Source organism: Pseudomonas sp. PDNC002, assembly GCF_016919445.1.
Classification (GTDB): domain Bacteria; phylum Pseudomonadota; class Gammaproteobacteria; order Pseudomonadales; family Pseudomonadaceae; genus Pseudomonas.
In genome coordinates, this window is sequence record NZ_CP070356.1 from 5,395,037 (window position 1) to 5,419,107 (window position 24,071).

Here is a 24,071-nt window from a genome sequence, read left to right on the forward strand (position 1 = left end):
GGGCTCTTTCATGCAGCGAACTAACTCAGCGAGTACCGCGGCGACGCAGCGCGGACGGGCTGAAGTAGGAGTCGTCCGGTACGGCCTGGCTGAAGTCGATGGTGGTCGGTTCTTCGTTGTCCAGGTTCTGTACGTGGTAGCGACGGGCCTGCAGGTCGTGGAAGGTATCCAGGGCGGTCCAGGTGGTCGGCAGCTCGTAGTAGTTCTTCAGGTAGGCCAGCGAGACGCGCCACAGCTCGCCGCGGCCATCGTACTGGTCGACCTCGGCGGCGCCCCAGCTGTCCTCGTCGAGGAACAGCACGCGCTTGGAGTAGATATGGCGCGAGCCCGGCTTCAGGGTGCCTTCGACGACCCACACGCGGTGCAGTTCGTAGCGGGTGTATTTCGGGTTCAGGTGGTTCGGGGTCAGCAGATCCTTGTACTTAACCTCAGGGCTGGAAACCTTGTAGTTGTTGTACGGGATGTAAACCTCTTTCTTGCCCACCAGCTTCCAGTCGTAGCGGTCCGGCGAGCCGTTGAACATGTCGGTGTCGTCGGCGGTGCGCAGGCCGTCAGCGGCAGCGATCGGGGTGTCGTAGGCCAGGTTCGGCGCGCGGCGAACGCGGCGCTGGCCGGCGTTGTAGCCCCAGGCCTGACGCGGCTCTTTCACCTGATCGAGAGTCTCGTGAACGAGCGCGGCACCACCGGCCAGACGCGCCGGGCTCTTGGTGAACGACAGGTAGTAGAACAGCAGGTTGTTCAGGTTGGCGAAGCTGTTGCCCTGGATGTAGTACTTGAACAGGGCTTCCTGCTGCGAGGTCACCAGCGAGTAGTCGCCGTTGCGCTGCACCGCCACTTCGGAAGCGCGGCGCACGATGTAGGTGCCACGGTAGCGGGCGATGTGGTTCCACACCGCTTCCACGCCACTTTGCGGGATCGGGAACGGCACGCCACCGAAGGCATCGACGAAACCGTTGCCGCCCTCGGCCAGCTTGGCGCTGGTGGCGTTCTTCAGGGTGTTGTCATACACCCACTGCGGCGCCGAACCACTGCGGCGGCTCGGGTACACCGGCATCTGGAAGGTATCGGGGTAGGTGGCGAACAGCGCCAGGGTGCCCGGCGTCAGGTTGGCCTTGTACTGGTCCAGGTTCGCCTTGGTGATGGTGTACAGCGGCTTGTCGGCAGCGAACGGATCGATGTGATGCTGGCCCGGCTTGTAGCCGGCCGGTGCCTGGGTGATGCCACCGGTCCAGGCCGGGATGGTGCCGGCGGCGTTGCCGGCCTTCTCGGCGCCCATCGGGGTCAGGGACGATTGCAGCTTGGCCGCATCCTGCGGGGAAACCGCCGCCAGGGCGCTGCCGGCGGACAGGGCGAGTGCCACTGCCGCGCCGACCAGGGTACGCATGTTGCGCATGGTGATTCTCCGTGAAGTTCATGCGCCGGCCCCTACGGGAACCCGGCGCATGCTTGTCGTTAGAAGGAGTACTTGACGTTGAAGCCGACGTTGTCGCGATCGCGGCTGGCGTTGTTTTCACCGGCGCCGTAGAACTCGGTGTATTGCAGCTCCGCTTCCAGGGCGTTCAGGTAGGTCGCCTTGACGCCCAGGGTGTAGGCCTTGCGGCCTTCGATGAAGTTGCCGGTCTGGTAGGAGTTACCTTCGAAGTCGTCCTTGTAGACGGCATAGGGCGAGATGTTCACGCCGGCGAAGACGTCGTTCCAGGTACCCGACAGCAGCAGGGTGTAGCCGTAGGCGTTCTTGTTCACCTGATCGTCGCGGTTATAGCCGGAGATGTAGGCGCCGTTGCCACGGCCGGAGTAGTAACGGTTGGAACCGTCATAGGCGGTGTACTGCAGATCGCTGCCACGCAGGTGTTCGGACGCCAGCTCCGCGACGCCCATCAGCGAGTCGAACGACAGCGACGGACCGAAGTTGTAGATGGTGCCCAGCGAGGTGTTGAAGGCCTCGACGCGCTCGTAGTTGTGGATCTGGTCGTGAATCGAGACGTCGCCGCCACCGATGTTCACGGTCTTGCCGCTGGCCAGCCCCGGGGCCTGGACCAGCAGGTCGCCGAGCAGGTCGTTGGTGGTGGCGATGCCGATCGGCAGGTTCGGGCGATAGGCCAGCTCACCGAACACCGAGGCATCGCCCACGGTGGTGTTGAAGCTGAAGCCGTACATACGGATGTTCTCGACGTACTCGCGGCGGGCGTTGACCTGGTTGGCCACGTCCACGGAGGTAGCGCCGTTGACCAGGCTCAGCACCTGGCCGGCCAGGGCGTTACCGCTACCGGCGGCGCTCAGCAGCTGATCGTAGGAGGTGAAACCACCGACGCCGGCAAGCTGGTCGAGATCCACGCCCGCGTAGTCCTTGTTCAGGTCGGCGTAGATGGTCGGCTCTTTGGAGTGGTAGTTGACGAAGTAGAAACCGAACTCGGTGGAGTTCAGCTCTTCGGCGATGTAGTGGAACGCCACGCCGAACTGACCGTCGTTCTTCGCGTTGATGTCCTTGCCGACGCGGGCCACCTTGAACACACCGTTGGAGTCCAGGTAATCGCTGCCTTGCAGGCCACCCACGTGGGCGGCGGACAGTTGCGGATAGAGGCTCTGGAACAGCGGGTTGGAGAGCGCACCGACGGTGGTGTAGGCCGTCTTGCCGCCATCGGCGAACAGGTCGGTCTCGGAGAAGAAGGTGCCGACCGGATCGATGCGGGTCTCTTTCCAGTTCCACTGGTAGAAGGCGTCCATCGACAGGTTGTCGGTCAGGCCGATGTTGAAGCTCGCGGCTTCCACCGGCATCAGCACTTCCTTCAGCTCCGAGCCCGGCAGGCGGAACTTGGCGGCATCCACCGGGTTGGTGGTGTTCACGCCACCGCGGTAGAAGATGCCCTCGCCCCAGTTGAACACCTGGCGGCCCAGGCGCGCAGTCAGCGGGTGATCGGCCACGTCCCAGTTGCCGTAGACGTAGGCGTCGAGAATCTCGGCGCGGTTGCCGGCGGCATCGCGGGTCTCGCTGGTGAAGCGGTCGCTGTTGGGATAGGTCTGGCTCGGCTGCGGCGGTTGGTTGTGATCGTAGTAGTCGTTGCGCTTGTCCATGATCTGGGTGTCATAGAAAGCCGAGCCACGTACGAACAGACCGTAGTTCTTGTAGGTCGCTTCCAGGTCGGAAGTGATTTTGTACACCTCGGAAACCAGGCCAGTGCTGAAGTTGCGGTTGCCGTCGTTGCCGTTGATGTCGTTGTTGTTCTTGTCCTGGCCCTGCACGCGCCACAGGGCGCCATAGGACACGGTGCTATCCAGCGAGCCGGTGACCTCGTTGTCGAGGAAGCTGAACTCGACGGCAGCCGCGGGGACCGACATCAGCAGCGGCAGTACGCCGGCCAGGGCAAAACCCGCGCGAGCAGGAGCAAAACGCAAGACGGGCTTGCGAACTGGGATTTCCATTAGGACTCACTCCATGGACTGATCATTCTTTAGCGGCGTCGCCAGTGCTAGCGGTACGCCTTGTCAGCCGTTATTCCACGGCCTTGTTGTCGTCGATCTGAAGGAAACTCCCCCAAAGGTGCTCGACACGCCTCCCGTCCCAATGGACGGGCAAAGGCTAAGCGGGATCGGCCGGTGCAACCCCAGTGCCAAGTTGGTCAACTAGTCAGATTTCACTTACAAAAAACAAACAACTTTCCCGCTACTTTTTGTGACTGGTCATTCACTGATCAAATCCTGGGACCGATTGCGCCATTCGCCATTCCTCATGGCGCAATCGGCCCCTGAAGGCGCGACACAGACGCATCCGTCGGGGTTTCGCCATAGCGCAAAGCGATAAGGAAATGATCGATCAATTTCGATAGGTAACAAAAAGGTGTTACCAACCAAAGTTGGTAACACCTTTTCGATAACCCAATGCGCCCGGAGAAGGGCGCGGCGGGAAACTCAGGCGAGGCTTTTGCTGACCACTTCGTAAACGTCGCTGGACAGTTCGCCAGACGCGAGAATACGTTCCAGCTCGGCCTTCATCAGCGCCTGGCGCGCCGGTGCGTATTTGCGCCAGCGGGTCAGCGGCGTCAGCAGGCGCGAGGCGATCTGCGGATTGAGCGCATTGAGGGTGATGATCTGGTCGGCGAGGAAGCGGTAACCCGCGCCGTCCGCACGGTGGAAGTTCACCGCGTTCTGGTTGGCGAAGGCACCAATCAACGCACGAATCTTGTTCGGGTTCTTCAGGGTGAAGGCCGAATGATTCATCAGCGCCTGTACGCGCTCCAGCCCGCCCGGCAGGGTGCAGCCGGCCTGGACGCTGAACCACTGGTCCATCACCAGCGGGTCATCCTTGAAGTAGTCGGCGAACATCGCCAGCGCCTCTGCCTTCTCACTCTCGAACGAAGAGTTGACCAGCACCGCCAGCGCGGTCAGGCGCTCGGTCATGTTGTCGCAATCCTTGTACTGCTCCTGGCAGGCGGCGAGCACTTCGGCCTTGCCACTCTGGATAAGGTAGGACAGCGCGATGTTCTGCAGACTGCGACGGGCGATGTGCGAGGCTTCGGCGACATAGGCGGTCTCGCGCGACTGCTTGCGGTTGGCCTGGTAACGCTCCCACAGCTGCTCGTGCAGCGCCGCGCCGATCTGCTGGCGGGCGAACTCGCGGGCCGCGTGAATGGCCTCGACGTCGGCCACGTCGCTGATCTCGGTGAGGTACGCCTCGCTGGGCAGCGAGAGCATCTCGGCAACCATGGCCTGGTCGAGACCGGTATCCAGCAACAGCGTACGGAAGGCAACGATCAGACGCTGGTCGAGTACCAGCTTCTCGCCCCGCTGGTGCTGGCCGATCAGTTCCTGCAGGACCTGCACGGACAACTGCTGACCGGCTTCCCAGCGATTGAAACCGTCCTCATCAAACTGCATGAGGAACATCAACTGGTCGCGGTCGTAGGGGAAGCTCAGCTTCACCGGCGCGGAGAGTCCGCGCAGCAGCGACGGCAACGGCTTCTCGGCGAGGCCGACGAAGGTGAAGGATTGCTCGGCCTCGGTGACCTGCAGTACGCGGTCGCTACCATGGGCGTGCTCTTCGCCCTTGAGGCGCAGCGACAGAGCGTTGCCAAGCTTGTCAATCAGGCCCATCTGCACCGGGATGACGAAGGGCAGCTTCTCGCTCTGCCCCGGCGTCGCCGGGCAGCTCTGGCGGAAGGTCAGGGTGTAGCTCTGCGCGGCGGCGTCATAGCTCTCCTCCACCGCCAGGCGCGGAGTACCGGACTGGCTGTACCAGCGCTTGAACTGGGTGAGGTCGACGCCGTTGGCATCTTCCATGGCCTTGACGAAATCGTCGCAGGTCACGGCCTGACCGTCATGGCGTTCGAAGTACAGGTCGGTGCCCTTGCGGAAGCCGTCGGCGCCCAGCAGGGTGTGGATCATGCGTACCACTTCCGAACCCTTCTCGTAGACGGTCAGGGTGTAGAAGTTGGAAATCTCGATGAAGGAATCCGGGCGCACCGGGTGCGCCATCGGGCCGGCGTCCTCGGCGAACTGATTGGTGCGCAGGAAGGCCACGTCCTCGACGCGCTTGACGGTGCGCGAGTTCATGTCGGCGGAGAACTCGCTGTCGCGGAACACGGTGAAGCCTTCCTTGAGCGACAGCTGGAACCAGTCGCGGCAGGTCACGCGGTTGCCCGACCAGTTGTGGAAGTATTCGTGGGCGACCACGCCTTCGACCCGTTGGTGCGCAGCGTCGGTGGCGGTCTCGGCCTTCGCCAGCACGCAGCTGGAGTTGAAGATGTTGAGGCCCTTGTTCTCCATGGCGCCCATGTTGAAGTCGTTGACCGCGACGATCATGAAGATGTCCAGGTCGTACTCGCGGCCGTAGACCTTCTCGTCCCAGCGCATCGAGTTCTTCAGGCTGTCCATGGCGTGCTGGACCTTGTCGATGTTCTCCGGCTCGACATAGATGCGCAGCGCGACTTCGCGCTCGCTCATGGTGGTGAAGCTGTCTTCCACCGCCCAGAGGTCACCGGCGACCAGGGCGAACAGGTAGGCCGGCTTCTTGAACGGGTCCTGCCAGGTCGCCCAGTGGCGACCGCCCTCTTCCGAGCCACTGGCCACCGGGTTGCCGTTGGACAGGAGCACCGGGTACTTGTGCTGCTCGGCGGAGAGCGTGGTGGTGAAGCTGCTCATCACGTCCGGGCGGTCGAGGTAGTAGGTGATCTTGCGGAAGCCTTCAGCCTCGCACTGGGTGCAGAACATCTTGCCGGACTTGTACAGGCCTTCCAGCGCGGTGTTGCTTTCCGGGTGGATGCGCACGGTGCTGTCGACGGTAAAGGTCGTGGCGGTCGGCTGCAGGGTCAGGTGGTTCTCGTCGACCTGGTAGTCGCCAGCTTCCAGGGCGCGGTCATCCAGCGCGACGGAAAGCAGCTCCAGCTGCTGGCCGTCGAGCACCAGGGGCGGCAGGCCGTCGCCCGGAGCGCCGGCCGCACGATCCGGGTTGCGGCGCATCACCAGCTGGGCGTGGACCAGGGTGTGGTCCTCGTACAGCTCGAAGGTCAGGTTGGTCTCGTCGATCAGGTACTCGGGCGCCTGATAATCCTTGAGGTAGATGACTTTCGGTTGCTCGGTACGCATGGCTTTTGGCCCCTTGGCAGGCGGCCGGCGCGGTGGGCCGGCCGGAGGAATCTGGTACTGACTCTAGCGAGCTAGAGCGAAGCGGGCGAGTCGCGCGCGCATCTATCCCTAGATGCGTGCCGCGAGCCGGAAATTCAATGCAGATGCGATCAGGCGCTGATCGCCAGCTGGTACGCGGTGTATTTGCGCACGTTGATCACGCCGGTATCGAAGATCAGGTACTGGCCCTTGATACCCTGCAGGGTACCCTCGACCACCGGCGTCTTGTCCAGATCGAAGCTGGTGATCTTGGCGAGGTACGCCTCCACCGGGTAGCTGATCTCGATGGGGTCCATGCCGACCACCGGCTGGATCGCCTGCAGGCCGAAGCGCTGCTGCAAGCCGACGATCCCCTCGGCACAGGCGTCGAAGATCTGCTCGCGGATAGCCACCAGATCCAGTGGCTCGGCCTCGCCCTTGAGCAGCGCGCGCCAGTTGGTGCGGTCGGTGACCTGCGTGCGCAGCAGGTCCTCGACGAAGCCGGACTGCTGGCGGGTCGCGACGCGCATGATCGGCAACGCCTGGCGCGCGCCCTGGTCGATCCAGCGGGTCGGCACCTGGCTGGCGCGGGTGATGCCCACCTTCACGCCCGAGGAGTTGGCCAGGTAGACCACGTGATCGGTCATGCAGAAACGCTCGCCCCACTCCGGATCACGGCAGGAGCCGTCCTCGAAGTGGCACTTCTCCGGGCTCATGATGCAGCTGTCGCATTGCGCCAGCTTGGTGAAGCACGGGTAGCAGTAGCCCTGGGCGAAGCTCTTCTTGGTCTTGCGCCCGCAGTGGCTGCAGAAGATTTCGCCCAGGTACTCCAGGCGCACCGTCTTGCCGATCAGCGGGTTTACCGGGACCTGCGCCTCGCCGAGGCGGAAGGCGTACTGCACGGGGCTTTCCAGGCGCGCCGACATCTTGTCCAGGGCGCCGCGTCCAATCTCTTGCATCAGTGCAGGGAGTTGGAGGAAAAGATCATGTTCGGGATCGGCTCGGCGTGGGAGGCGCATTCCTGCGGGCCCATGTAGCCGGTACGCTGGTCCTCGGGGAGGTTGTCGATCTCCCAGGCGATCATGGCCTGCAGCGACAGCTCCTTCTGCTCCTGGGACAGCTTGCGGCCGTCCGGCCACTTGCCGATTTCCACGGCCAGCTTGAGGCTCTCGTAGATTTCGGGGGTGATGTTCTGGATCATTTCGGCGAAGGACGACATGGGCCGGCTCCTGCTGGGGAAAAACGAAGCGGGCATTCTACCGGGCCGGAGCCTTCGGCGCACGAACGATGGTCAATCGGTTGCGTCGATCCCCCAGTGCCCAGTGCAATCCCGGCAGTAGCGCAGCCGGGGTGCATTTGTAGGAGCGGACCTTGTCCGCGAATCCCCGCCATCACTCTGGCCTTGCAGGATCAACGCGCGGTGGCGTGGGCACCAAGGGAGGGAATCTCCCAGGCCCCCCGCAGTCCGCCACAGTGGATTTCGCGGACAAGGTCCGCTCCTACGGCGGGGCGAATCGGCTAGCGCGCAGTTCGCCGTGCCAGCAACCCGACGATCAGGCCACTCAGGCAACCCGCCACCAGCCCGCCCACATGCGCGCCGTTGGCGATGGAGCCGAAGCCGAGCAGGTCGATCACGCCCGAGAGGCACACCAGCAGCCAGATCAGCATCATCGCCACCACGCCTTTGGGCAGCTGATAGGCCGGCGTCGGCGCCATGCGCTGGAAGATCCAGCAATGGCCGAGCAACCCGTAAAGCACGCCGGACAACCCGCCGAACAGGCTCGGCCCGCTGACGCCGTACTGCACGACGTTGGAGACCAAGCCGAAGCCCAGGCTCAGGCCCAGCAGCATCCAGGGCCCCTGGCGGTACTCGATGCGCCGACCCAGTTCCCAGTACCACATGGCGTTCATCGCCAGGTGCAGCCAGCCGAAATGGATCAGCATGGGGCTGAACAGCCGCCACCACTGCCCCTCTGCCAAGGCAGAGGACAGCGGATAGAACGCCACGCGGTCCGCACCGACCAGGCGGAAGTCCTGGAAGGTGAACCAGCGCAGCGTTTCCGGCGACGTCCCCAACAGCGTCACGGCGGCCACCACGAAGGTCACCAGCAGCACGGCCGCGGTCATCCGGCTCAGCTTCAGTTGCTGCACGAAACTCGGCCCACGGCGCTGCGGCTCGGCCTGCACGGTGAACTCGGGATCGCCCTGCGGATACCGTTCATAGAGATGGCGCACCTGCTCGGCCAATTGCGCATTGGGCACCCAGAGCACCTGCTCGCCGGACTCCTCGCTGACCCGGAACGGCACGTTCAACCGGCGCAGCAGGCCGACGAACGCACCCAGGTCGACCGCCGACGGCAGCCGCATCGCTTCGATAGCGCTCACTCTTCGCCCCCCGGACGCTTTACATCCACCCACACGAACTTGTTGCGGTCCAGCCGCGTTTCATCGTCCAGCCGATAGGCCGCCAGCTTGCCGTACATCACCGCGCTGTAGTCCAGGCAGGCGAGGTTCGGACGGATCGGCGCCGGCGTACCCCGCCGCCAGTAGTGCCCGACGAACAGCAGCGGTTCATCGGCGCCATAGGTCAGCAAGCGGGACTTCTGCTCTTCGCTCAGGCGTTCGCTGGCCACCTCGTCGGGCAGCGCGTCGGGCTGGAAGACGATGTCGCCGTAGGTCTCCGGCGCACGGTCCTCTTCCCAGAACTTGGTGCGGAAAGCCGAGCGGGTGAAGCCGTCGCTGCCGGTCAGGGTCATGCCGTTGGGCAGGCGCATGTCGGTACCGCGCAGCAGCCGATCACAGGCCTGCTGGGCAAAACTGCCGGGCTCGGCGGAGGCCTTGAGGAAGGCTTCGTCGATGCGCCCGTCGGAGAACTGCCGGCGCAACGCCTCGATCACGTCGTGATCCCAGCAGGCGTGGACCATGCGGAAACGCGCGGCATCGAGGAACAGCGGCATCTTCTGGAACCAGCCAAGGAAGTCGCGCCAGTCCGCGGGATGGCCTTCGAACTGATCCAGGGTTTCCTTGATCAGCCGGGCATGGCGCGGCGTGTGATCACGCACATACTGCCGGCCGCTGCCGGGCGCCGCCGGGGTGGACCAGCCGAGCGCGTTGAATTCGTGGTTGCCCATGATGCACAGCGCCTCGCCAGCGGCGACCATGTCGTGCACCCGGTGCAGGGCTTCGCGGATGCGCGGGCCGCGATCGATGATGTCACCCAGGAACAGCGCCTGGCGCCGCGCATGGCGCCACACGCCACCCTGCAGGCGATAGCCGAGGCGCTCCAGAAGGTGATCGAGGGTGTGCGCGCAGCCGTGGATATCGCCGATCAGGTCGTAGCCGCGTGACGGGTCGAGTTCCATCACTCACTGCTCCCGAGGCGGCTGCCCCAGCCCAGCTTGGTCCGGCAGACCTCGTAGTAGTTGTGGTCGATGGGATGGATCAGGCGCAGCTTCTGCGGCTTCTTGCTCACCGTGACGGTGTCGCCCGGCGCGCAGGTGAAGTGGTTCTGGCCGTCGCAGGACACCTGCGGGTAGATCTGCATGTTCGGCGAGACGACGATCTTCAGCTCACTGTTGCCGTCCACCACGATGGGTCGGCTGGACAGCATGTGCGGGTACATCGGCACCACGACGATGGCATCCAGCTTGGGATGCATGATCGGGCCGCCAGCGGACAGCGCGTAGGCGGTGGAACCGGTCGGCGTGGCGACGATCAGGCCGTCGGCCTTCTGGCTGCAGACGAACTGGCCGTCGATGTACAGCTCGAATTCGATCATCCGCGTCGACTTGCCGGGGTGCAGCACCACATCGTTCAGCGCGTCACCCTGGCCGATGGATTCGCCGTGGCGGCGCACCTGGGCATCGAGCAGGAAGCGGCTCTCGACGATGTACTGGCCGCCGAGCACTTCGGCGACCTTGGTTTCCAGCTCGTCGGGGCGGATGTCGGTGAGGAATCCCAGGCTGCCCCGGTTGATCCCCAGCACCGGCACCTTGTGCCGCGCCAGGGCGCGTGCGGCGCCGAGCATGCTGCCGTCGCCGCCGACCACGATCACCAGGTCGCAGATCTCGCCCATGATCTTCCGTGAGCAGGTCTGCAGGCCGTGGCCCGGCAGGACCTCGGCGATGGTGTCCTCGAGGATCACGTGCAGGTGGCGCTCGGTGAGGAATTTCTTCAGCCGACGGATGGTTTCCAGGACCTGGGTGCTGCCCAGGCGGCCAATGATGCCGATATTGCGAAAGGGTTCCATGGGACTCCGGACGGCGTTGCGGTGCGGGAATGTCGGAATTATGGGCGAAAGGCGGAAGCAGCGGCAAACCGCAGCGCATCCCGCACCTGGGTGCACCGGCTAGGCTAGAGGGATGACCGACTTTCTTCCCCTGCTCGACGCACTGCTGATCGAACTGCGCCAGCCGCAGGTCCGCGACCTTGCCTGGACGCTACTCTCCCCGCCGCTGCTGCAGCCTGGCAGCCCTGCCCTGCGCCACCCGTTGGCGGCCAGCCGCTGGCATTCGAACCCGACGACACTCGCGGACTGGCTGCTGGCCCAGGAACACGCCCCCGCGAACCTGCTGGCGGCGCTTGCGGCCGCGCCGCACCAACGGCTCGGTCGCTACTACGAGCGCCTGTGGCAATACGCCCTGGAACAGGCGCCGGACCTGCACCTGATCGCCGCCAACCTGCCGGTGCGCAACAACGGCCATACGCTGGGCGAGCTGGACCTGCTGCTGGAGGACGACGACGGGCTGCATCACCTGGAACTGGCCATCAAGCTCTACCTCGGCCCCAGTGACGACGGGCCCAACGCCTGGCTCGGCCCTGGCGCCGAGGACCACCTGCTGCGCAAGATCGAGCACTTCTACCAGCATCAGTTGCCCCTCTCCGCCACGCCCGAGGGGCTGGCCGTGGTACGCGAGTTCAGCCAGGCAACCCCTGCGCCCAGCCTCTGGCTGGGCGGCTATCTGTTCTATTCCTGGCCCACGCCCTGCCCGCCCCCGGCGGGCGCCAGCGACAACCACCGCCGCGGCCGCTGGCTGCACCGGCGCCATTGGCCGGTCTATCAGGCGCAGCACCCCCACGGCTGGCAGGCGCTGTCGCGCAAACACTGGCTATCGCCGGCAGCCTGCGACGAGGAGGACTGCTGGAGCGCGGAGCGATTCACCAACTGGCTCGCCGAATTGCCGGAGGACGGTTTCCCGCAGATGCTGGTGCGCCTCGACTACCGCGAGGGCCGCTGGCGGGAGCAGGAACGGCTGTTCCTGGTCGGCGACCGTTGGCCCCGCGTGCACGGCGGCTATACGCGCTGAGCGGCCAGACCCCGCAGGCGCTCGTCCAGCGCCCGGCGTCCCTGCAAACCACCGCTGTGAATAGCGACGATGCGGCTGCCGCGCGCGATGCGCCCAGCCGCCATCTCATCGTGCAACGCCCGTAGCAGCTTGCCGGCATACAACGGTTCGAGGGGCACGCCGCATTCGGCTTCGGTATCCAGGAGGAAGCGCGCCAACACGGGATCGATGCGGGCGAAACCACCACGGCTGGCATCGATCAGCCGATAGCCGGCATCCTCTACACCCGCCTCCAGCAGCAACGCCGGGACCTGCACCTCGACGCCATGGCCCGGCGGCACCGCCGTGGTCCCCGTCACCGGATGCCGTCCTCCCTCGCCCAGCACCAGCCCGGCCAGCGTGGTGCCGGTGCCGCAAGCGACCCACAGCTGGTCGTAGTCATCCCAGCCGATGCTGCCCAGTTGCTGGCGAATCTGCTCGGTCAGCGCCACGCACCCCAGCGCTCCGGGCAGCCCGCCGCCGCCCTCGCCGACCGCCAGCAGATGCGGATAGCGCGCCTGCCAGGGCGTCCAGAAATCCGCATCGTTGCGTCGCCGATAGCCGGCATAACCCAGCCAGTGCAACTGCATGCCCAGCTCGCGCAGATCGGCGACCGTGGGGTTGTCCTGCGGGTCGCCACGCAGCAGGCCGACGGTCTCGAAGCCGAACAGCGCCCCGGCCGCCGCCACCGCATGCAGGTGATTGGAATGCGCGCCGCCCAGCGTCATCACGCCTTCGAGGCCATGATCGGCGGCCTGCTTCAGATAGGGTGCCAGCTTGAACCACTTGTTGCCGGAAACCCGCTCATCGACGAGGTCCAGGCGCAACAACGCCAGCTCGATGCCGGCGCGTTCGAGCCATTCCAGGCGTACGGATTGCAGCGGCGCGACGGGGCGCCAATCGGGATACAGCAACGCGCCCGCTTAACCGGTGGTGACGCTGCGCAGCCGGCCGGCGCTCTTGTGGCGAGTGCAACAGTTGCTGTCGCCATCGACGAAGCGGCCGGGCGTTTCCACGCGATCGATGGGCATGGCGCAACGCTCGCCGTTGGACAGCCGCCCCTCGCAGGCCGGCTGTTGGTAATGGGCGAGCCATTGACGGTATTGGTCTTCGGAGACAAAGCACTTGGCGGCGGCAAAGGCCATGGGGTTTTCCTGGTAGCGGGCGACATCCTGCAGCGACAGGGTCAGATGCCCGGCGCCGGGATGGTACACCACGAAGATCACCCCCATGCCGGATAGCCGCTCCAGCACCGAGCCGTCGGCCGCCTTGGCCGCCAGCGCGTCCAGTTCCTGGCGCAGGCTTTGCGCACCCTGCTGCAACTGGCTGGCGAGCTCGCGCAGCTGGGTAGTTTCATCGCGCAGCTGTTCGGCCTCACGGCGCAACGTCTGGTTTTCCTCTTGCAGTTGCTGGTCCAGCTCATTGCGGTAGCCGAGCTCGACGTCACGAACGGAAATCTGTTCCTTGTAGCGCGCTTCGAGGGACGCCATCCGGGTACGGGCCTCTTCCTCGATCTGCTGGCGCAATTGCTCCAGCTCGTCCCGGCCGCTCTGCTCGATATGCCGCAGTTGCGCGGTCAGTTCCTCGCGCCCGCGCTGGAAACCATTGGCCTGGCCATCCAGTTCGCGGCGCAGGCCGGCGTTGATCTCTTCCTCGCGCTTGAGGCCGTCGCGCAGCGCCGAGAGCTCGGCCTGCAGCACCTTGACCTGCTCCTGCGCGCCGAGCTTCAGGCGGCCGAGCTCCTGCTCGTGCTGCTGGCTGATCTGCGACAGGCGGGTTTCATGCTGGCCAAGCAGTTCGGCGGTCTTCTGCTGGTGCTCCTGGAGCATGGCGCGGGCGAGCTTTTCGGCCTCCTCGCGCGACTCTTCGGCGGGCGCATACCACTGGTGCTCGTCGGCCATCTGCAGGCGTTCGAGTTCCACCGCCACCGGCTCTTCCTCGACCAGCACGCCGAGGCTATTGCGCTTGATCGATTCGCGCAGCTCGACCAAATGATTCCTGCTGGCGTCCAGGGTGGGGTCCCACAGGTGCATCTGGTGCCAGGACACCGGGCATTGGCTGCGGCAGGCCAGGCGAATAGGGCCTGCGCCCATGTCGGGACCACGCCCGGCGCGGTCGGCGAGATTGCGCAGCGGCAAGTTCCAGCCGCGGTCGGCCTCGCCCTTCTCGTCGAAGTCCAGGTAGAAGAACACCACCGCCTTGACCAGCAGGCGCGGGTTGATCAGCACGTAGGCGAGCTGCATCTGCCGGTCCGCGTACTCGGGCATCTGCACGACGTTGTCGAGCAGCGCTTCGAATTCGGGGTAGAGCATTTCCTTGCAGACACCACGGTCGTTGAAGAAGACAACGGCTTCCACCATTTGAGGCTTCTTCTGCATGCTCATCGATTGACCTCTGGGCCGGTGCGGGATGAAGTCGAGGACCTACCGGAAACGCAGCACTCTGAGTGCAGGAAATTTCCGACATCCGGGCAAGTCTAGGGGAATTAATGTCGCAGGCAATGTGACTGGGTTGGCACCGGACCGGCTGGTCAGGTCCGGTGGTTAACCGGCTGGGGAGTTTTGTGACGCGGTTAAATATTTGGTGAGAATTCCGGGCCCCACCGGGAACTTTCCGGGGCCCGGATTTGCGACTCAGATCTCGGCAGCGAGGCGCGAGCCCTGGTTGATGGCGCGCTTGGCATCCAGTTCGGCGGCTACATCGGCGCCGCCGATCAGGTGCACGCTCTGGCCGGCAGCGACCAGACTCTCATGCAATTCGCGCAGCGGGTCCTGGCCGGCGCAGACGACCACGGTGTCCACCGGCAGCACTTGCGGCTCACCGCCAGCGATGCTGATGTGCAGGCCGTCATTGTCGACCTTGAGGTACTCGACGCTGTTGAGCATCTGCACCTGCTTGTTCTTCAGGCCTGCGCGGTGGATCCAGCCGGTGGTCTTGCCCAGGCCATCGCCAACCTTGGACTTCTTGCGCTGCAGCAGGAACACCTGGCGCGCCGCGGCGTGCGGATGCGCCTGGATGCCGGCGATACCGCCACGAGCTTCCAGGTTTTCGTCGATGCCCCACTCCTGCCAGAAGGCATGGCGGTCCAGGCTGGTGGATTCGCCAGCGTGGGTGATGTACTCGGAGACGTCGAAGCCGATGCCGCCGGCGCCGATCACCGCCGCGCTGTGGCCGACCGGCTTGCGCTCGAGAATGGCGTCCAGGTAGCTGATCACCTTGGCGTTCTCGATACCCGGGATGGCCGGGGTGCGCGGCACGATACCGGTGGCGAGGATGATCTCGTCGAAGCCGCCCTTCACCAGGTCGTCGACACTGACGCGAGTATTCAGGCGCAGGTCGACACCGGTGGTTTCCACCTTGCGCTTGAAGTAGCGCAGGGTCTCGTAGAACTCTTCCTTGCCCGGCACGCGCTTGGCAACGTTGAACTGGCCACCGATCTCACTGGCCGAATCGAACAGCGTCACCTCATGACCACGCTCGGCCGCCACGGTGGCAGCGGACAGGCCCGCCGGGCCGGCGCCGACCACGGCGATCTTCTTCACGTGGGTGGTCGGGATGTAGTTCAGCTCGGTCTCGTGGCAGGCGCGCGGGTTCACCAGGCAACTGGTCAGCTTGCCGCCGAAGGTGTGGTCCAGGCAGGCCTGGTTGCAACCGATGCAGGTGTTGATCTCGTCGGCGCGGCCTTCGGCGGCCTTGTTGACGAAGTCCGGGTCGGCGAGGAACGGACGGGCCATGGAGACCATGTCGGCATCGCCCTCGGCCAGCACTTGCTCGGCGACTTCCGGGGTGTTGATACGGTTGGTGGTGACCAGCGGGATGCCGATCTCGCCACGCAGCTTGGCGGTGACCTTGGTGAAGGCCGCGCGCGGCACCTTGGTGGCGATGGTCGGGATACGCGCTTCGTGCCAGCCGATACCGGTGTTGATGATGGTGGCGCCGGCCTTCTCGATGGCCTTGGCGAGCAGGACGATTTCGTCCCAGGTGCTGCCGCCTTCCACCAGGTCGAGCATCGACAGGCGATAGATGATGATGAAGTTCGGGCCCACGGCCTCGCGCACGCGGCGGACGATTTCCACCGGCAGGCGCATGCGGTTCTCGTAGCTGCCACCCCAGCGGTCGGTGCGGTGGTTGGTGTGGGCGGCGAGGAACTGGTTGATGAAGTAGCCTTCCGAACCCATGATCTCGACGCCGTCGTAGCCGGCCACCTGTGCCAGGCTCGAGCAATTGACGAAGTCGGCGATCTGCTTCTCGATGCCCTCTTCATCCAGCTCGCGCGGCTTGAACGGGTTGATCGGCGCCTGGATGGCACTGGGCGCGACCGACTTGGGGCTGTAGGCGTAACGACCGGCATGCAGGATCTGCATGCAGATCTTGCCGCCCGCCTCGTGCACCGCCTGGGTGACGATCTTGTGCTTCTCGGCTTCTTCCGGGGTGGTCAGCTTGGCCGCGCCGGAATACACGCCGCCCTCATCGTTCGGGCCGATACCACCGGTGACCATCAGGCCGACGCCACCACGGGCGCGCTCGGCGAAGTACGCCGCCATGCGCTCGAAGCCCTGGGGCTTCTCTTCCAGGCCGGTGTGCATGGAGCCCATCAGGGTGCGGTTGCGCAGGGTGGTGAAACCCAGGTCCAGCGGCGCGAGCAGGTGCGGATAAGTGGCGGTCATGATTCCTCCGGCATTCACGATGATGCCGCGCCCTCAGCCTGCAGTATCGGAACGGCAAGGCATGGGGCGCGGTCGGTATGGGGCAGACTCTAAGGAGCGCACCCGCCGCGCTCAATGATCGAAAATGACAAGTTACTGACCAAAGATGACACCCCGACTTGGCAACGCCCGGCCCAACCCCTACCCTGTGGTGCACCCCATGAGTACCCTTTCTTTATGCGCAAGCTGATCTTCCTCGTCCTGGTCGTCCTCTTCGCCGGCTACGCCGGTTGGGCGGAGCGTCGCCCGGTCGGCCATTACCTGTCCGACCTGCGCAGCCAGGTCGCGCTCAACCAGGGCCAGCCGTCCGAGCGCGGCAACCTGCTGGGCGTACAGCCGGAGCTGTTCACCCAGGACTACCAGAGCGTCGAGCGCCTGCGCCTGAAGTTCCACGCCTACCTGGCCAAGGCCCGTGACGAGGGCCTGATCAACCCGCGCACCATCGTGGTCTTCCCCGAACACATCGGCACCTGGCTGGTGGCCGCTGGCGAAAAGCCCGAGGTTTACCAGACCGAGCACCTGACCGAGGCCATGGAATGGATGGTCGCCAGCAACCCGCTGAAACTCGCGCGCGGCTGGCTCGGCGCGAAGAGCGAAGATCGCATGGCCGACGCGCTGTTCCGCATGAAGGCGGTGGACATGGCCCACGACTACCAGACGCTGTTCGGCGGCCTGGCGAAGGAATTCGGCGTGACCATCGTCGCCGGCTCTATCGTGCTACCCAATCCACGCATCGTCGAAGGCCAGATCCGCACCGGCAATGGCCGTCTCTACAACGTCACCCAGGTGTTCGGCAGCGACGGCCTGCCGCTGGGCAAACCGCAGCGCAAGCTGTTCCCCATCGACGACGAGAAAGGCTTCACCCGTGGCGGCGACCCCGACGACCTGCAGGTCCTGCAGACTCCGGCCGGACGCCTGGGCGTACTGATCTGCGCCGACAGTTGGTATCCGGCGAGCTACGCGGCGCTGGCGGCGAACAAACCCGACATCGTCGCGGTGCCCGCCTTCCTCACCGGCAACGGCAACTGGAGCAAACCCTGGAAGGGCTATAACGGCGCAGCCACGCCTTCTGACGTAACGCTCAAGCCTGGCGAGCTGACCGAAGGCGAAGCCTGGGAACGCCTGGCTCTGGCCGGCCGCCTCGGCGAAAGCGGCGCCCATGCCGGCATCACCGTGTTCATGCGCGGCCACCTGTGGGACCTGGGCAGCGACGGCCGCAGCCTGGTCGTCAGCGGCAGCAACCACACCCTGGCGCCCGACGGCCCCGGTGCGCGCCTGATCAACCTCTGGCTATGACCCGCCCGACCATGCGTCTGGGCGACCTGTCCGTGGGCTTCGTCCACAGCCTCACCGACGCCCTGGCGGAAAGCGGCGTTGATCCGCAGCCGCTGCTGCAACAGTACGGACTGGACGCGGCGCGCCTGGGCGAGCCCGGCGCGCGCCTGTCGATTCCCCGCTACATGCGCCTGGGCCATGCGGCGATCCAGCAGAGTGGCGATCCGGCGCTCGGGCTACGCATGGGCCAGTTGAGCCGCCCAAGCCAGAGCGGCCTCGCCGGCGTCACGGCCGCACAGGCGCCCAACCTGCGCGCCGCCGCTCGCGCGCTGATCCGCTTCGAACCCCTCTACGCGCAGAACTATCGCGGCCAGAGCAGCTTCATCGAGGACGCCAGTGGCGCCTGCCTGCGTTTCTATTCCATCAGCCCGTACAACGCCTACAACCGCTTCGTGGTGGATTCGGTGCTGGCCGGCTGGGTGAGCATGTTGGGCAGCATCGGGGCGCAGGCGCTGCGTCCGGAGAAGATCGAGATCGAATATCCGGCGCCCGCCTGGGCGGCGCGCTTCGAGGAGATGTTCGGCTGCCCGGTGGAGTTCGGCGCGCCACACAACCAACTGCGCCTGGATCAGTCGGCGCTGGCACGCGGCAATCCGGACCACTGCCCGAGCACCTGGCGGCAATTGCTGGATATCTGCGAGAAGGAACTGGAGCAACTGACCCGCACGCGCAGCCTGCGCGAGCGCGTAGCACAGCTGCTGGGACCGATGCTCAACGGTCGCGAGCCGGACCTGGAGGAAGTCGCCGCACGCCTCAAGCTGCCGACCTGGACGCTGCGCCGCAAATTGGCCGAGGAAGGCACGCAGTTCCGCAGCATCCTCAACGACACCCGCCGCGACCTTGCAATGATCTACATCCGCGATACGGACCTTGCCTTCGGCGAGATCGCCTACCTGCTCGGGTTCGCTTCGGCAGAAGCCTTCCAGCGCGCCTTCAAGCGCTGGAGCGGGCAGACACCGGGCGAATTCCGCCGCGCCCAGCGTCAGAGCGCCTGATCACATCTCCGTGGCGTCGTCGGCCGGCTCCGGCAGATCCTGTTCCACGGCATGCAGTTCCAGCAGTTCTTCCTGATAGTCGTCCATTGGCTTTCTCCTGACCGTTCGATCCGGTTTTAGCAAAGACCATGGGAAAAAAGCTAGACGCAGAAAGTGACCGACCTGTGACAGCGTCTTACAGTGCAGCCACAGGACTTTTCGGACGGAAACGAAAAAGCCCTCAGGTATTGCTACCTGAGGGCTTTCGAATATGGCGCAGCGGACGGGACTCGAACCCGCGACCCCCGGCGTGACAGGCCGGTATTCTAACCGACTGAACTACCGCTGCGTGTCGGTTGGACTTGCGTCCGGTACAGCAACCTCCTTGCGCCTGGAGTGAATCACTCGACAAGCTGGTTCGGGGTAGGAACCAAGGAGGGGGAAAATGGCGCAGCGGACGGGACTCGAACCCGCGACCCCCGGCGTGACAGGCCGGTATTCTAACCGACTGAACTACCGCTGCGCGTAACTGCGAGAGTGGTGGGTGATGACGGGATCGAACCGCCGACCCTCTGCTTGTAAGGCAGATGCTCTCCCGGCTGAGCTAATCACCCTTCGTCTCGAAGTGGGGCGCATTCTACAGTCGGCAGATCCTAAGTCAATGCCCTGATTGAACTTTTTTTCATTTCCCGCGAAAAAAGTTCAGCGTGTGGTTAGCGACCTCGGTGCGGCTCCAGGTTCGCGAGCAAGCTCGCTCCTACAGAGTCAACCTCGCGAGCGCTCTTGTAGGAGCGGGCTTGCTCGCGAACAGCCCACGCTCAGAGTCGGAGAGCCACAAAAGAAAAAGGGCGACCCTCGGGCCGCCCTCCTCTTCCACGCCCGACCTTCAGTCGAGGTAGATCATCTTGCGCGTCATGCCGCCGTCGATCACCAGCTCCTGGCCAGTGACGAAACCGGCACTCTCGCCGATCAGCCAGGACACCGCCGAGGCAATGTCCTCCACAGTGCCGACACGACCGACCAGGTGCTGGTCATGGTCCAGCTCGGTCAGCGGCTCGGCCTCGCGCTGGCGCAGGTCGCGGGCATCGATCCAGCCGGGGGAAATGGCATTGACGCGAATCTCCGGGCCCAGGCTGCAGGCCAGGGCGTGGGTCAGCGACAACAGCCCGCCCTTGCTCGCGGCGTAGGCTTCGGAGTTCGGTTCCGACTGGTGTGCGCGGGTGGAGGCGATATTGACGATGGCGCCATCGTGCGCACGCAGGTACGGCGCGCAATGCTTGGCCAGTAGCATCGGACCGGTGAGATTCACCGCCAGGGTGCGGTTCCACTCGTTCAGGCCGAGGCCTTCCAGAGCCGTGTTGTGCGGCCGCGCGATGGCGGCATTGTTCACCAACGCATCCAGGCGGCCGAATTGGCCGATCAGCTCGGTTACCGCCGCCGCCACCTGCCCCTCGCTGGCCACGTCGAGCGCGATGAAGCTGGCGCGCTCGCCCAGCGCCGCAGCCACTTTCGGTCCGCGCTCCCGATCGATATCCGCCAGCACCACCTGCCAACCCTCGGCAATTAGCCAGGCGCTGACACCCAGGCCGATACCGTGCGCCGCCCCAGTGACCAGGACGACGCGACCATTGCCGAGCGCTTCCGTCATGCTCACAGCGCGGCCAGGCCTCGCGCCAGGTCGACCTTGATATCGTCGATATCTTCCAGGCCCACGGCGACGCGGATCAGGTTGTCACGGATGCCGGCGTTCTCGCGTTCCTGCGGCGACAGGCGCCCGTGCGAGGTGGTGGCCGGATGGGCGATGGTGGTCTTGGTATCGCCCAGGTTGGTGGTGATGGAGATCATCCGGGTCGCGTCGATGAAGCGCCAGGCCGCAGCCTTGTCGCCCTTCACCTCGAAGCTCACCACAGCGCCGAAGCCTTTCTGCTGACGCTTGGCCAGCTCGTGCTGCGGATGACTGGGCAGACCGGAGTAGTAGACGCGCTCGATCCCCGGCTGCTGCTCCAGCCACTGCGCCACCTGCTGGGCCGATGCGCTGTGGGCCTGCATGCGCACGCGCAGGGTTTCCAGGCCCTTGATGAATATCCAGGCGTTGAACGGGCTGAGGGTCGGCCCGGCGGTACGCAGGAAGCCGACGACGGGCTCCATCTGTGCGCGGCGACCAGCAACCACGCCACCCATGGTGCGGCCCTGGCCATCGATGTACTTGGTCGCCGAGTGGATCACCACGTCCGCGCCCAGTTTCAGCGGCTGTTGCAGCGCCGGGGTGCAGAAGCAGTTGTCCACCGCCAGCAGAGCGCCCTTGGCATGGGCGATCTCGGCCAGCGCGGCGATGTCCACCAACTCGGCCAGCGGGTTGGACGGCGACTCGACGAAGAACAGCTTGGTGTTGGGCTTGCACGCCGCTTCCCAGGCTTTCAGGTCGCTCAGCGGCGGGTAGTCCACCTCGATGCCGAAACGCTTGAAGTACTTCTCGAACAGGCTGATGGTCGAGCCGAACACGCTGCGCGAGACCAGCACGTGGTCGCCGGCGCTGCACAGGCTCATCACCAGGGAAAGAATCGCCGACATGCCGGTGGACGTGGCCACCGCCTGCTCGGCGCCTTCGAGCGCGGCAATACGCTCCTCGAAGGTGCGCACTGTCGGGTTGGTGTAGCGCGAATAGACGTTGCCCGGCACTTCACCGGCGAAACGCGCGGCCGCGTCGGCCGCGCTGCGGAACACGTAGCTGGAGGTGGTGAACAGGCCTTCGCCGTGCTCACCTTCCGGGGTGCGGCGTTGACCGGCGCGTACCGCCAGGGTGTCGAAGCTGACGCCCTCGAGGTCGCTGTCCAGCCGGCCGGCTTCCCAATCCTGAGCCATGCCCTGTTCTCCCTATCGTTTTCTAAGTCAGTCGTTGTACAGATCGATGATGGCGCTGACCCCGGCGACCTTGGTCTTGGTCGCGTCGTTGCGCGCCTGCTCGATCTTGTTCAGATAGGCTTCGTCGACGTCGCCGGTGATGTATTCACCGTTGAACACGGCGCAATCGAAGTGCTCGATCTTGATCTTGCCGCCCTCGGTGGATTCGATCAGGTCCGGCAGGTCCTGATAGATCAGCCAGTCGGCGCCGATCAGCTCGCAGACTTCTTCGGTGCTGCGGTTGTGGGCGATCAGCTCGTGGGCGCTCGGCATGTCGATGCCGTAGACGTTGGGGTAGCGCACCGCCGGAGCGGCGGAACAGAAGTAGACGTTCTTCGCACCGGCCTCGCGGGCCATCTGGATGATCTGCTTGCAGGTGGTGCCGCGCACGATGGAGTCGTCCACCAGCATCACGTTCTTGCCGCGGAATTCCAGCTCGATGGCGTTGAGCTTCTGGCGCACCGACTTCTTGCGCGCGGCCTGGCCGGGCATGATGAAGGTACGGCCGATGTAGCGGTTCTTGACGAAGCCTTCGCGGAACTTCACGCCCAGGCGGTTGGCCAATTCCAGCGCGGCGGTGCGGCTGGTGTCCGGGATCGGGATGACCACGTCGATGTCGTGCTCAGGGCGCTCGCGCAGGATCTTGTCGGCCAGCTTCTCGCCCATGCGCAGGCGCGCCTTGTAGACCGAGATGCCGTCCATGATGGAGTCCGGACGCGCCAGGTAGACGTGCTCGAAGATGCACGGCGAGTACTGCGGGTTGGCCGCGCACTGGCGGGTGTAGAGCTTGCCTTCCTCGGTGATGTAGACCGCTTCGCCCGGCGCGAGGTCGCGGATCAGGGTGAAGCCGAGTACGTCCAGCGCCACGCTTTCGGACGCGATCATGTACTCCACGCCGTTCTCAGTGTGGCGCTGCCCGAAGACGATCGGACGGATCGCGTTCGGATCGCGGAAACCGACGACACCGTGACCGGTGATCATCGCCACCACGGCATAGCCGCCCACGCAACGGGCATGCACGCCGGCGACGGCGGCGAAGACGTCTTCCTCGGTCGGCTGCAGTTTGTTGCGCACTGCCAGCTCGTGGGCGAACACGTTGAGCAGCACTTCCGAATCGGAGTTGGTGTTCACGTGGCGCAGGTCGGACTCGTAGATTTCCTTGGCCAGCTGCTCGACGTTGGTCAGGTTGCCGTTGTGCGCCAGGGTGATGCCGTAAGGCGAGTTGACGTAGAACGGCTGCGCCTCGGCGGAGCTGGAGCTGCCCGCGGTGGGGTAGCGCACGTGGCCGATGCCGATCTTGCCGACCAGGCGCTGCATGTGGCGCTGCTGGAAGACGTCACGGACCAGGCCGTTGTCCTTGCGCAGGTACAGACGGTCGTCCTGACAGGTGACGATCCCCGCAGCGTCCTGGCCACGATGCTGGAGAACGGTGAGGGCGTCATACAGCGCCTGATTGACGTTCGACTTGCCCACGATACCGACGATGCCACACATGCGACGCAACCCCTAGTTGGTGTTCAGGCTAAAACAATTCCGTATTTGGCAGTATCCACCGGACCTGCCATAGCGGCGACGGCTACCCGTCGCCTGTGCCTGCCCGTCACTGGGCCGGCAGCAAACTACCTGCTCCGGATGGCGGAGCGATGGTAACGCCGGACATCCACTGCCCGGCAAACGTCAGAATGATGTTCTTCGACCAATCGGCGACCATCAGGAAATGCGGCATCAGCACCGATTGCTGCCACCACGGGTCCTGCTGTACCGGCGCGAGGCTGAGCAGTCCAACCACCAGCACCACCAGCAGCACGCCACGGGCGCCGCCGAAAACCATGCCGAGCACACGGTCGGTGCCGGACATACCGGTCACACGCACCAGCTCGCTGATCAGGAAATTGACGAGTGCGCCCAGCAACAGCGTGACGACGAAAAGAAGGGCGCAAGCAGCGATGACACGCCCGGACGGCAACTGGATATAGGGTGCGAGATGCTCGGCCAGCGCGCCGCCGAACATCCAGGCGACCGCACCGGCTACGATCCAGGTGACCAGCGACAGGGCTTCCTTGACGAAACCACGACTCAAGCTGATCAGGCTGGAAATGACGATGATGCCGATCATCGTCCAATCGACCCAGGTAAATGCCACGTTGCGGCCCAGAAACGGAAAGGCCCCGCATTTTAGCAGAGGCCTTTGATTTAGAAGAGCCCCAGTTTGCGATGGGGCTGATTGAATAAAG

At 64.8% G+C, this 24,071-nt stretch carries 18 protein-coding genes and 3 tRNA genes; 3 read left to right on the top strand and 18 right to left on the bottom strand.

What is annotated here, in order from left to right; genetic code table 11:
* Positions 1 to 25 precede the first annotated feature (25 nt).
* The 8 genes from JVX91_RS24305 to JVX91_RS24340 all read right to left on the bottom strand — a co-directional run bounded on the left by JVX91_RS24305 (position 26) and on the right by JVX91_RS24340 (position 10,846).
* Complete coding sequence (locus JVX91_RS24305; protein ID WP_205336640.1) at positions 26 to 1,393, bottom strand: DUF1329 domain-containing protein; 1,368 nt, start codon at positions 1,391 to 1,393, stop codon at positions 26 to 28.
* Positions 1,394 to 1,452: 59 nt separating this feature from the next.
* A complete protein-coding gene (locus tag JVX91_RS24310) occupies positions 1,453 to 3,420 on the bottom strand; it encodes a DUF1302 domain-containing protein (RefSeq protein ID WP_205336641.1) in 1,968 nt (655 codons plus the stop codon).
* Positions 3,421 to 3,906: 486 nt separating this feature from the next.
* The gene (gene pepN / locus JVX91_RS24315) at positions 3,907 to 6,579 is read right to left on the bottom strand and encodes an aminopeptidase N (protein WP_205336642.1); all 2,673 of its coding nucleotides are present in this window, start codon (positions 6,577 to 6,579) and stop codon (positions 3,907 to 3,909) included.
* A gap of 149 nt (positions 6,580 to 6,728) precedes the next feature.
* Positions 6,729 to 7,556, bottom strand: coding sequence for a DUF2797 domain-containing protein (locus tag JVX91_RS24320; protein WP_205336643.1), 828 nt, complete (start codon positions 7,554 to 7,556; stop codon positions 6,729 to 6,731).
* Positions 7,556 to 7,816 (bottom strand): DUF1315 family protein, encoded by a 261-nt coding sequence (locus JVX91_RS24325; RefSeq protein ID WP_205336644.1) that lies wholly within the window; start codon positions 7,814 to 7,816, stop codon positions 7,556 to 7,558. The genes JVX91_RS24320 and JVX91_RS24325 overlap by 1 nt, the downstream gene beginning before the upstream one ends.
* A 299-nt stretch (positions 7,817 to 8,115) precedes the next feature.
* On the bottom strand, positions 8,116 to 8,982 hold the full coding sequence (locus tag JVX91_RS24330; RefSeq protein ID WP_205336645.1) for a rhomboid family intramembrane serine protease: 867 nt from the start codon (positions 8,980 to 8,982) through the stop codon (positions 8,116 to 8,118).
* Positions 8,979 to 9,959, bottom strand: a complete 981-nt coding sequence (locus tag JVX91_RS24335) for a metallophosphoesterase (protein WP_205340094.1) — start codon at positions 9,957 to 9,959, stop codon at positions 8,979 to 8,981. Before JVX91_RS24335 ends, JVX91_RS24330 begins: the two co-directional genes overlap by 4 nt.
* Positions 9,959 to 10,846 (bottom strand): NAD(+) kinase, encoded by an 888-nt coding sequence (locus tag JVX91_RS24340; protein WP_205336646.1) that lies wholly within the window; start codon positions 10,844 to 10,846, stop codon positions 9,959 to 9,961. Before JVX91_RS24340 ends, JVX91_RS24335 begins: the two co-directional genes overlap by 1 nt.
* Positions 10,847 to 10,958: 112 nt before the next feature.
* Between JVX91_RS24340 and JVX91_RS24345 the strand changes: the two genes are divergently transcribed.
* Positions 10,959 to 11,903, top strand: coding sequence for a DUF1853 family protein (locus JVX91_RS24345; RefSeq protein WP_205336647.1), 945 nt, complete (start codon positions 10,959 to 10,961; stop codon positions 11,901 to 11,903).
* Here JVX91_RS24345 and JVX91_RS24350 read toward each other — a convergent pair.
* The 3 genes from JVX91_RS24350 to JVX91_RS24360 form a co-directional block, all read right to left on the bottom strand.
* Positions 11,891 to 12,835 (bottom strand): pyridoxal-phosphate dependent enzyme, encoded by a 945-nt coding sequence (locus JVX91_RS24350; RefSeq protein ID WP_205336648.1) that lies wholly within the window; start codon positions 12,833 to 12,835, stop codon positions 11,891 to 11,893. The genes JVX91_RS24345 and JVX91_RS24350 overlap by 13 nt on opposite strands.
* Positions 12,836 to 12,844: 9 nt before the next feature.
* A complete protein-coding gene (locus JVX91_RS24355; RefSeq protein WP_205336649.1) occupies positions 12,845 to 14,305 on the bottom strand; it encodes a chromosome partitioning protein ParA in 1,461 nt (486 codons plus the stop codon).
* A gap of 249 nt (positions 14,306 to 14,554) precedes the next feature.
* Positions 14,555 to 16,588: an NADPH-dependent 2,4-dienoyl-CoA reductase gene (locus JVX91_RS24360; protein WP_205336650.1), complete on the bottom strand. Its 2,034-nt coding sequence runs from the start codon at positions 16,586 to 16,588 to the stop codon at positions 14,555 to 14,557.
* Between the two features lie 216 nt (positions 16,589 to 16,804).
* Here JVX91_RS24360 and JVX91_RS24365 point away from each other — a divergent pair, with 216 nt between their 5' ends.
* Complete coding sequence (locus tag JVX91_RS24365) at positions 16,805 to 17,923, top strand: carbon-nitrogen hydrolase family protein (protein WP_205336651.1); 1,119 nt, start codon at positions 16,805 to 16,807, stop codon at positions 17,921 to 17,923.
* The gene (locus JVX91_RS24370; RefSeq protein WP_205336652.1) at positions 17,920 to 18,957 is read left to right on the top strand and encodes an AraC family transcriptional regulator; all 1,038 of its coding nucleotides are present in this window, start codon (positions 17,920 to 17,922) and stop codon (positions 18,955 to 18,957) included. The genes JVX91_RS24365 and JVX91_RS24370 overlap by 4 nt, the downstream gene beginning before the upstream one ends.
* A gap of 251 nt (positions 18,958 to 19,208) precedes the next feature.
* Here the strand turns inward: JVX91_RS24370 and JVX91_RS24375 are convergent.
* The 7 genes from JVX91_RS24375 to JVX91_RS24405 all read right to left on the bottom strand — a co-directional run bounded on the left by JVX91_RS24375 (position 19,209) and on the right by JVX91_RS24405 (position 23,980).
* A tRNA-Asp gene (locus JVX91_RS24375) sits at positions 19,209 to 19,285 on the bottom strand.
* A 97-nt stretch (positions 19,286 to 19,382) separates the two neighbouring features.
* Positions 19,383 to 19,459, bottom strand: a tRNA-Asp gene (locus JVX91_RS24380).
* A gap of 15 nt (positions 19,460 to 19,474) precedes the next feature.
* A tRNA-Val gene (locus JVX91_RS24385) sits at positions 19,475 to 19,550 on the bottom strand.
* Positions 19,551 to 19,822: 272 nt separating this feature from the next.
* A complete protein-coding gene (locus JVX91_RS24390; RefSeq protein ID WP_205336653.1) occupies positions 19,823 to 20,584 on the bottom strand; it encodes an SDR family oxidoreductase in 762 nt (253 codons plus the stop codon).
* Positions 20,585 to 20,586: 2 nt separating this feature from the next.
* On the bottom strand, positions 20,587 to 21,798 hold the full coding sequence (locus tag JVX91_RS24395) for an O-succinylhomoserine sulfhydrylase (RefSeq protein ID WP_205336654.1): 1,212 nt from the start codon (positions 21,796 to 21,798) through the stop codon (positions 20,587 to 20,589).
* A 27-nt stretch (positions 21,799 to 21,825) separates the two neighbouring features.
* Complete coding sequence (gene purF / locus JVX91_RS24400) at positions 21,826 to 23,331, bottom strand: amidophosphoribosyltransferase (RefSeq protein WP_205336655.1); 1,506 nt, start codon at positions 23,329 to 23,331, stop codon at positions 21,826 to 21,828.
* Between the two features lie 106 nt (positions 23,332 to 23,437).
* On the bottom strand, positions 23,438 to 23,980 hold the full coding sequence (locus JVX91_RS24405) for a CvpA family protein (protein ID WP_205336656.1): 543 nt from the start codon (positions 23,978 to 23,980) through the stop codon (positions 23,438 to 23,440).
* Positions 23,981 to 24,071: the final 91 nt, after the last annotated feature.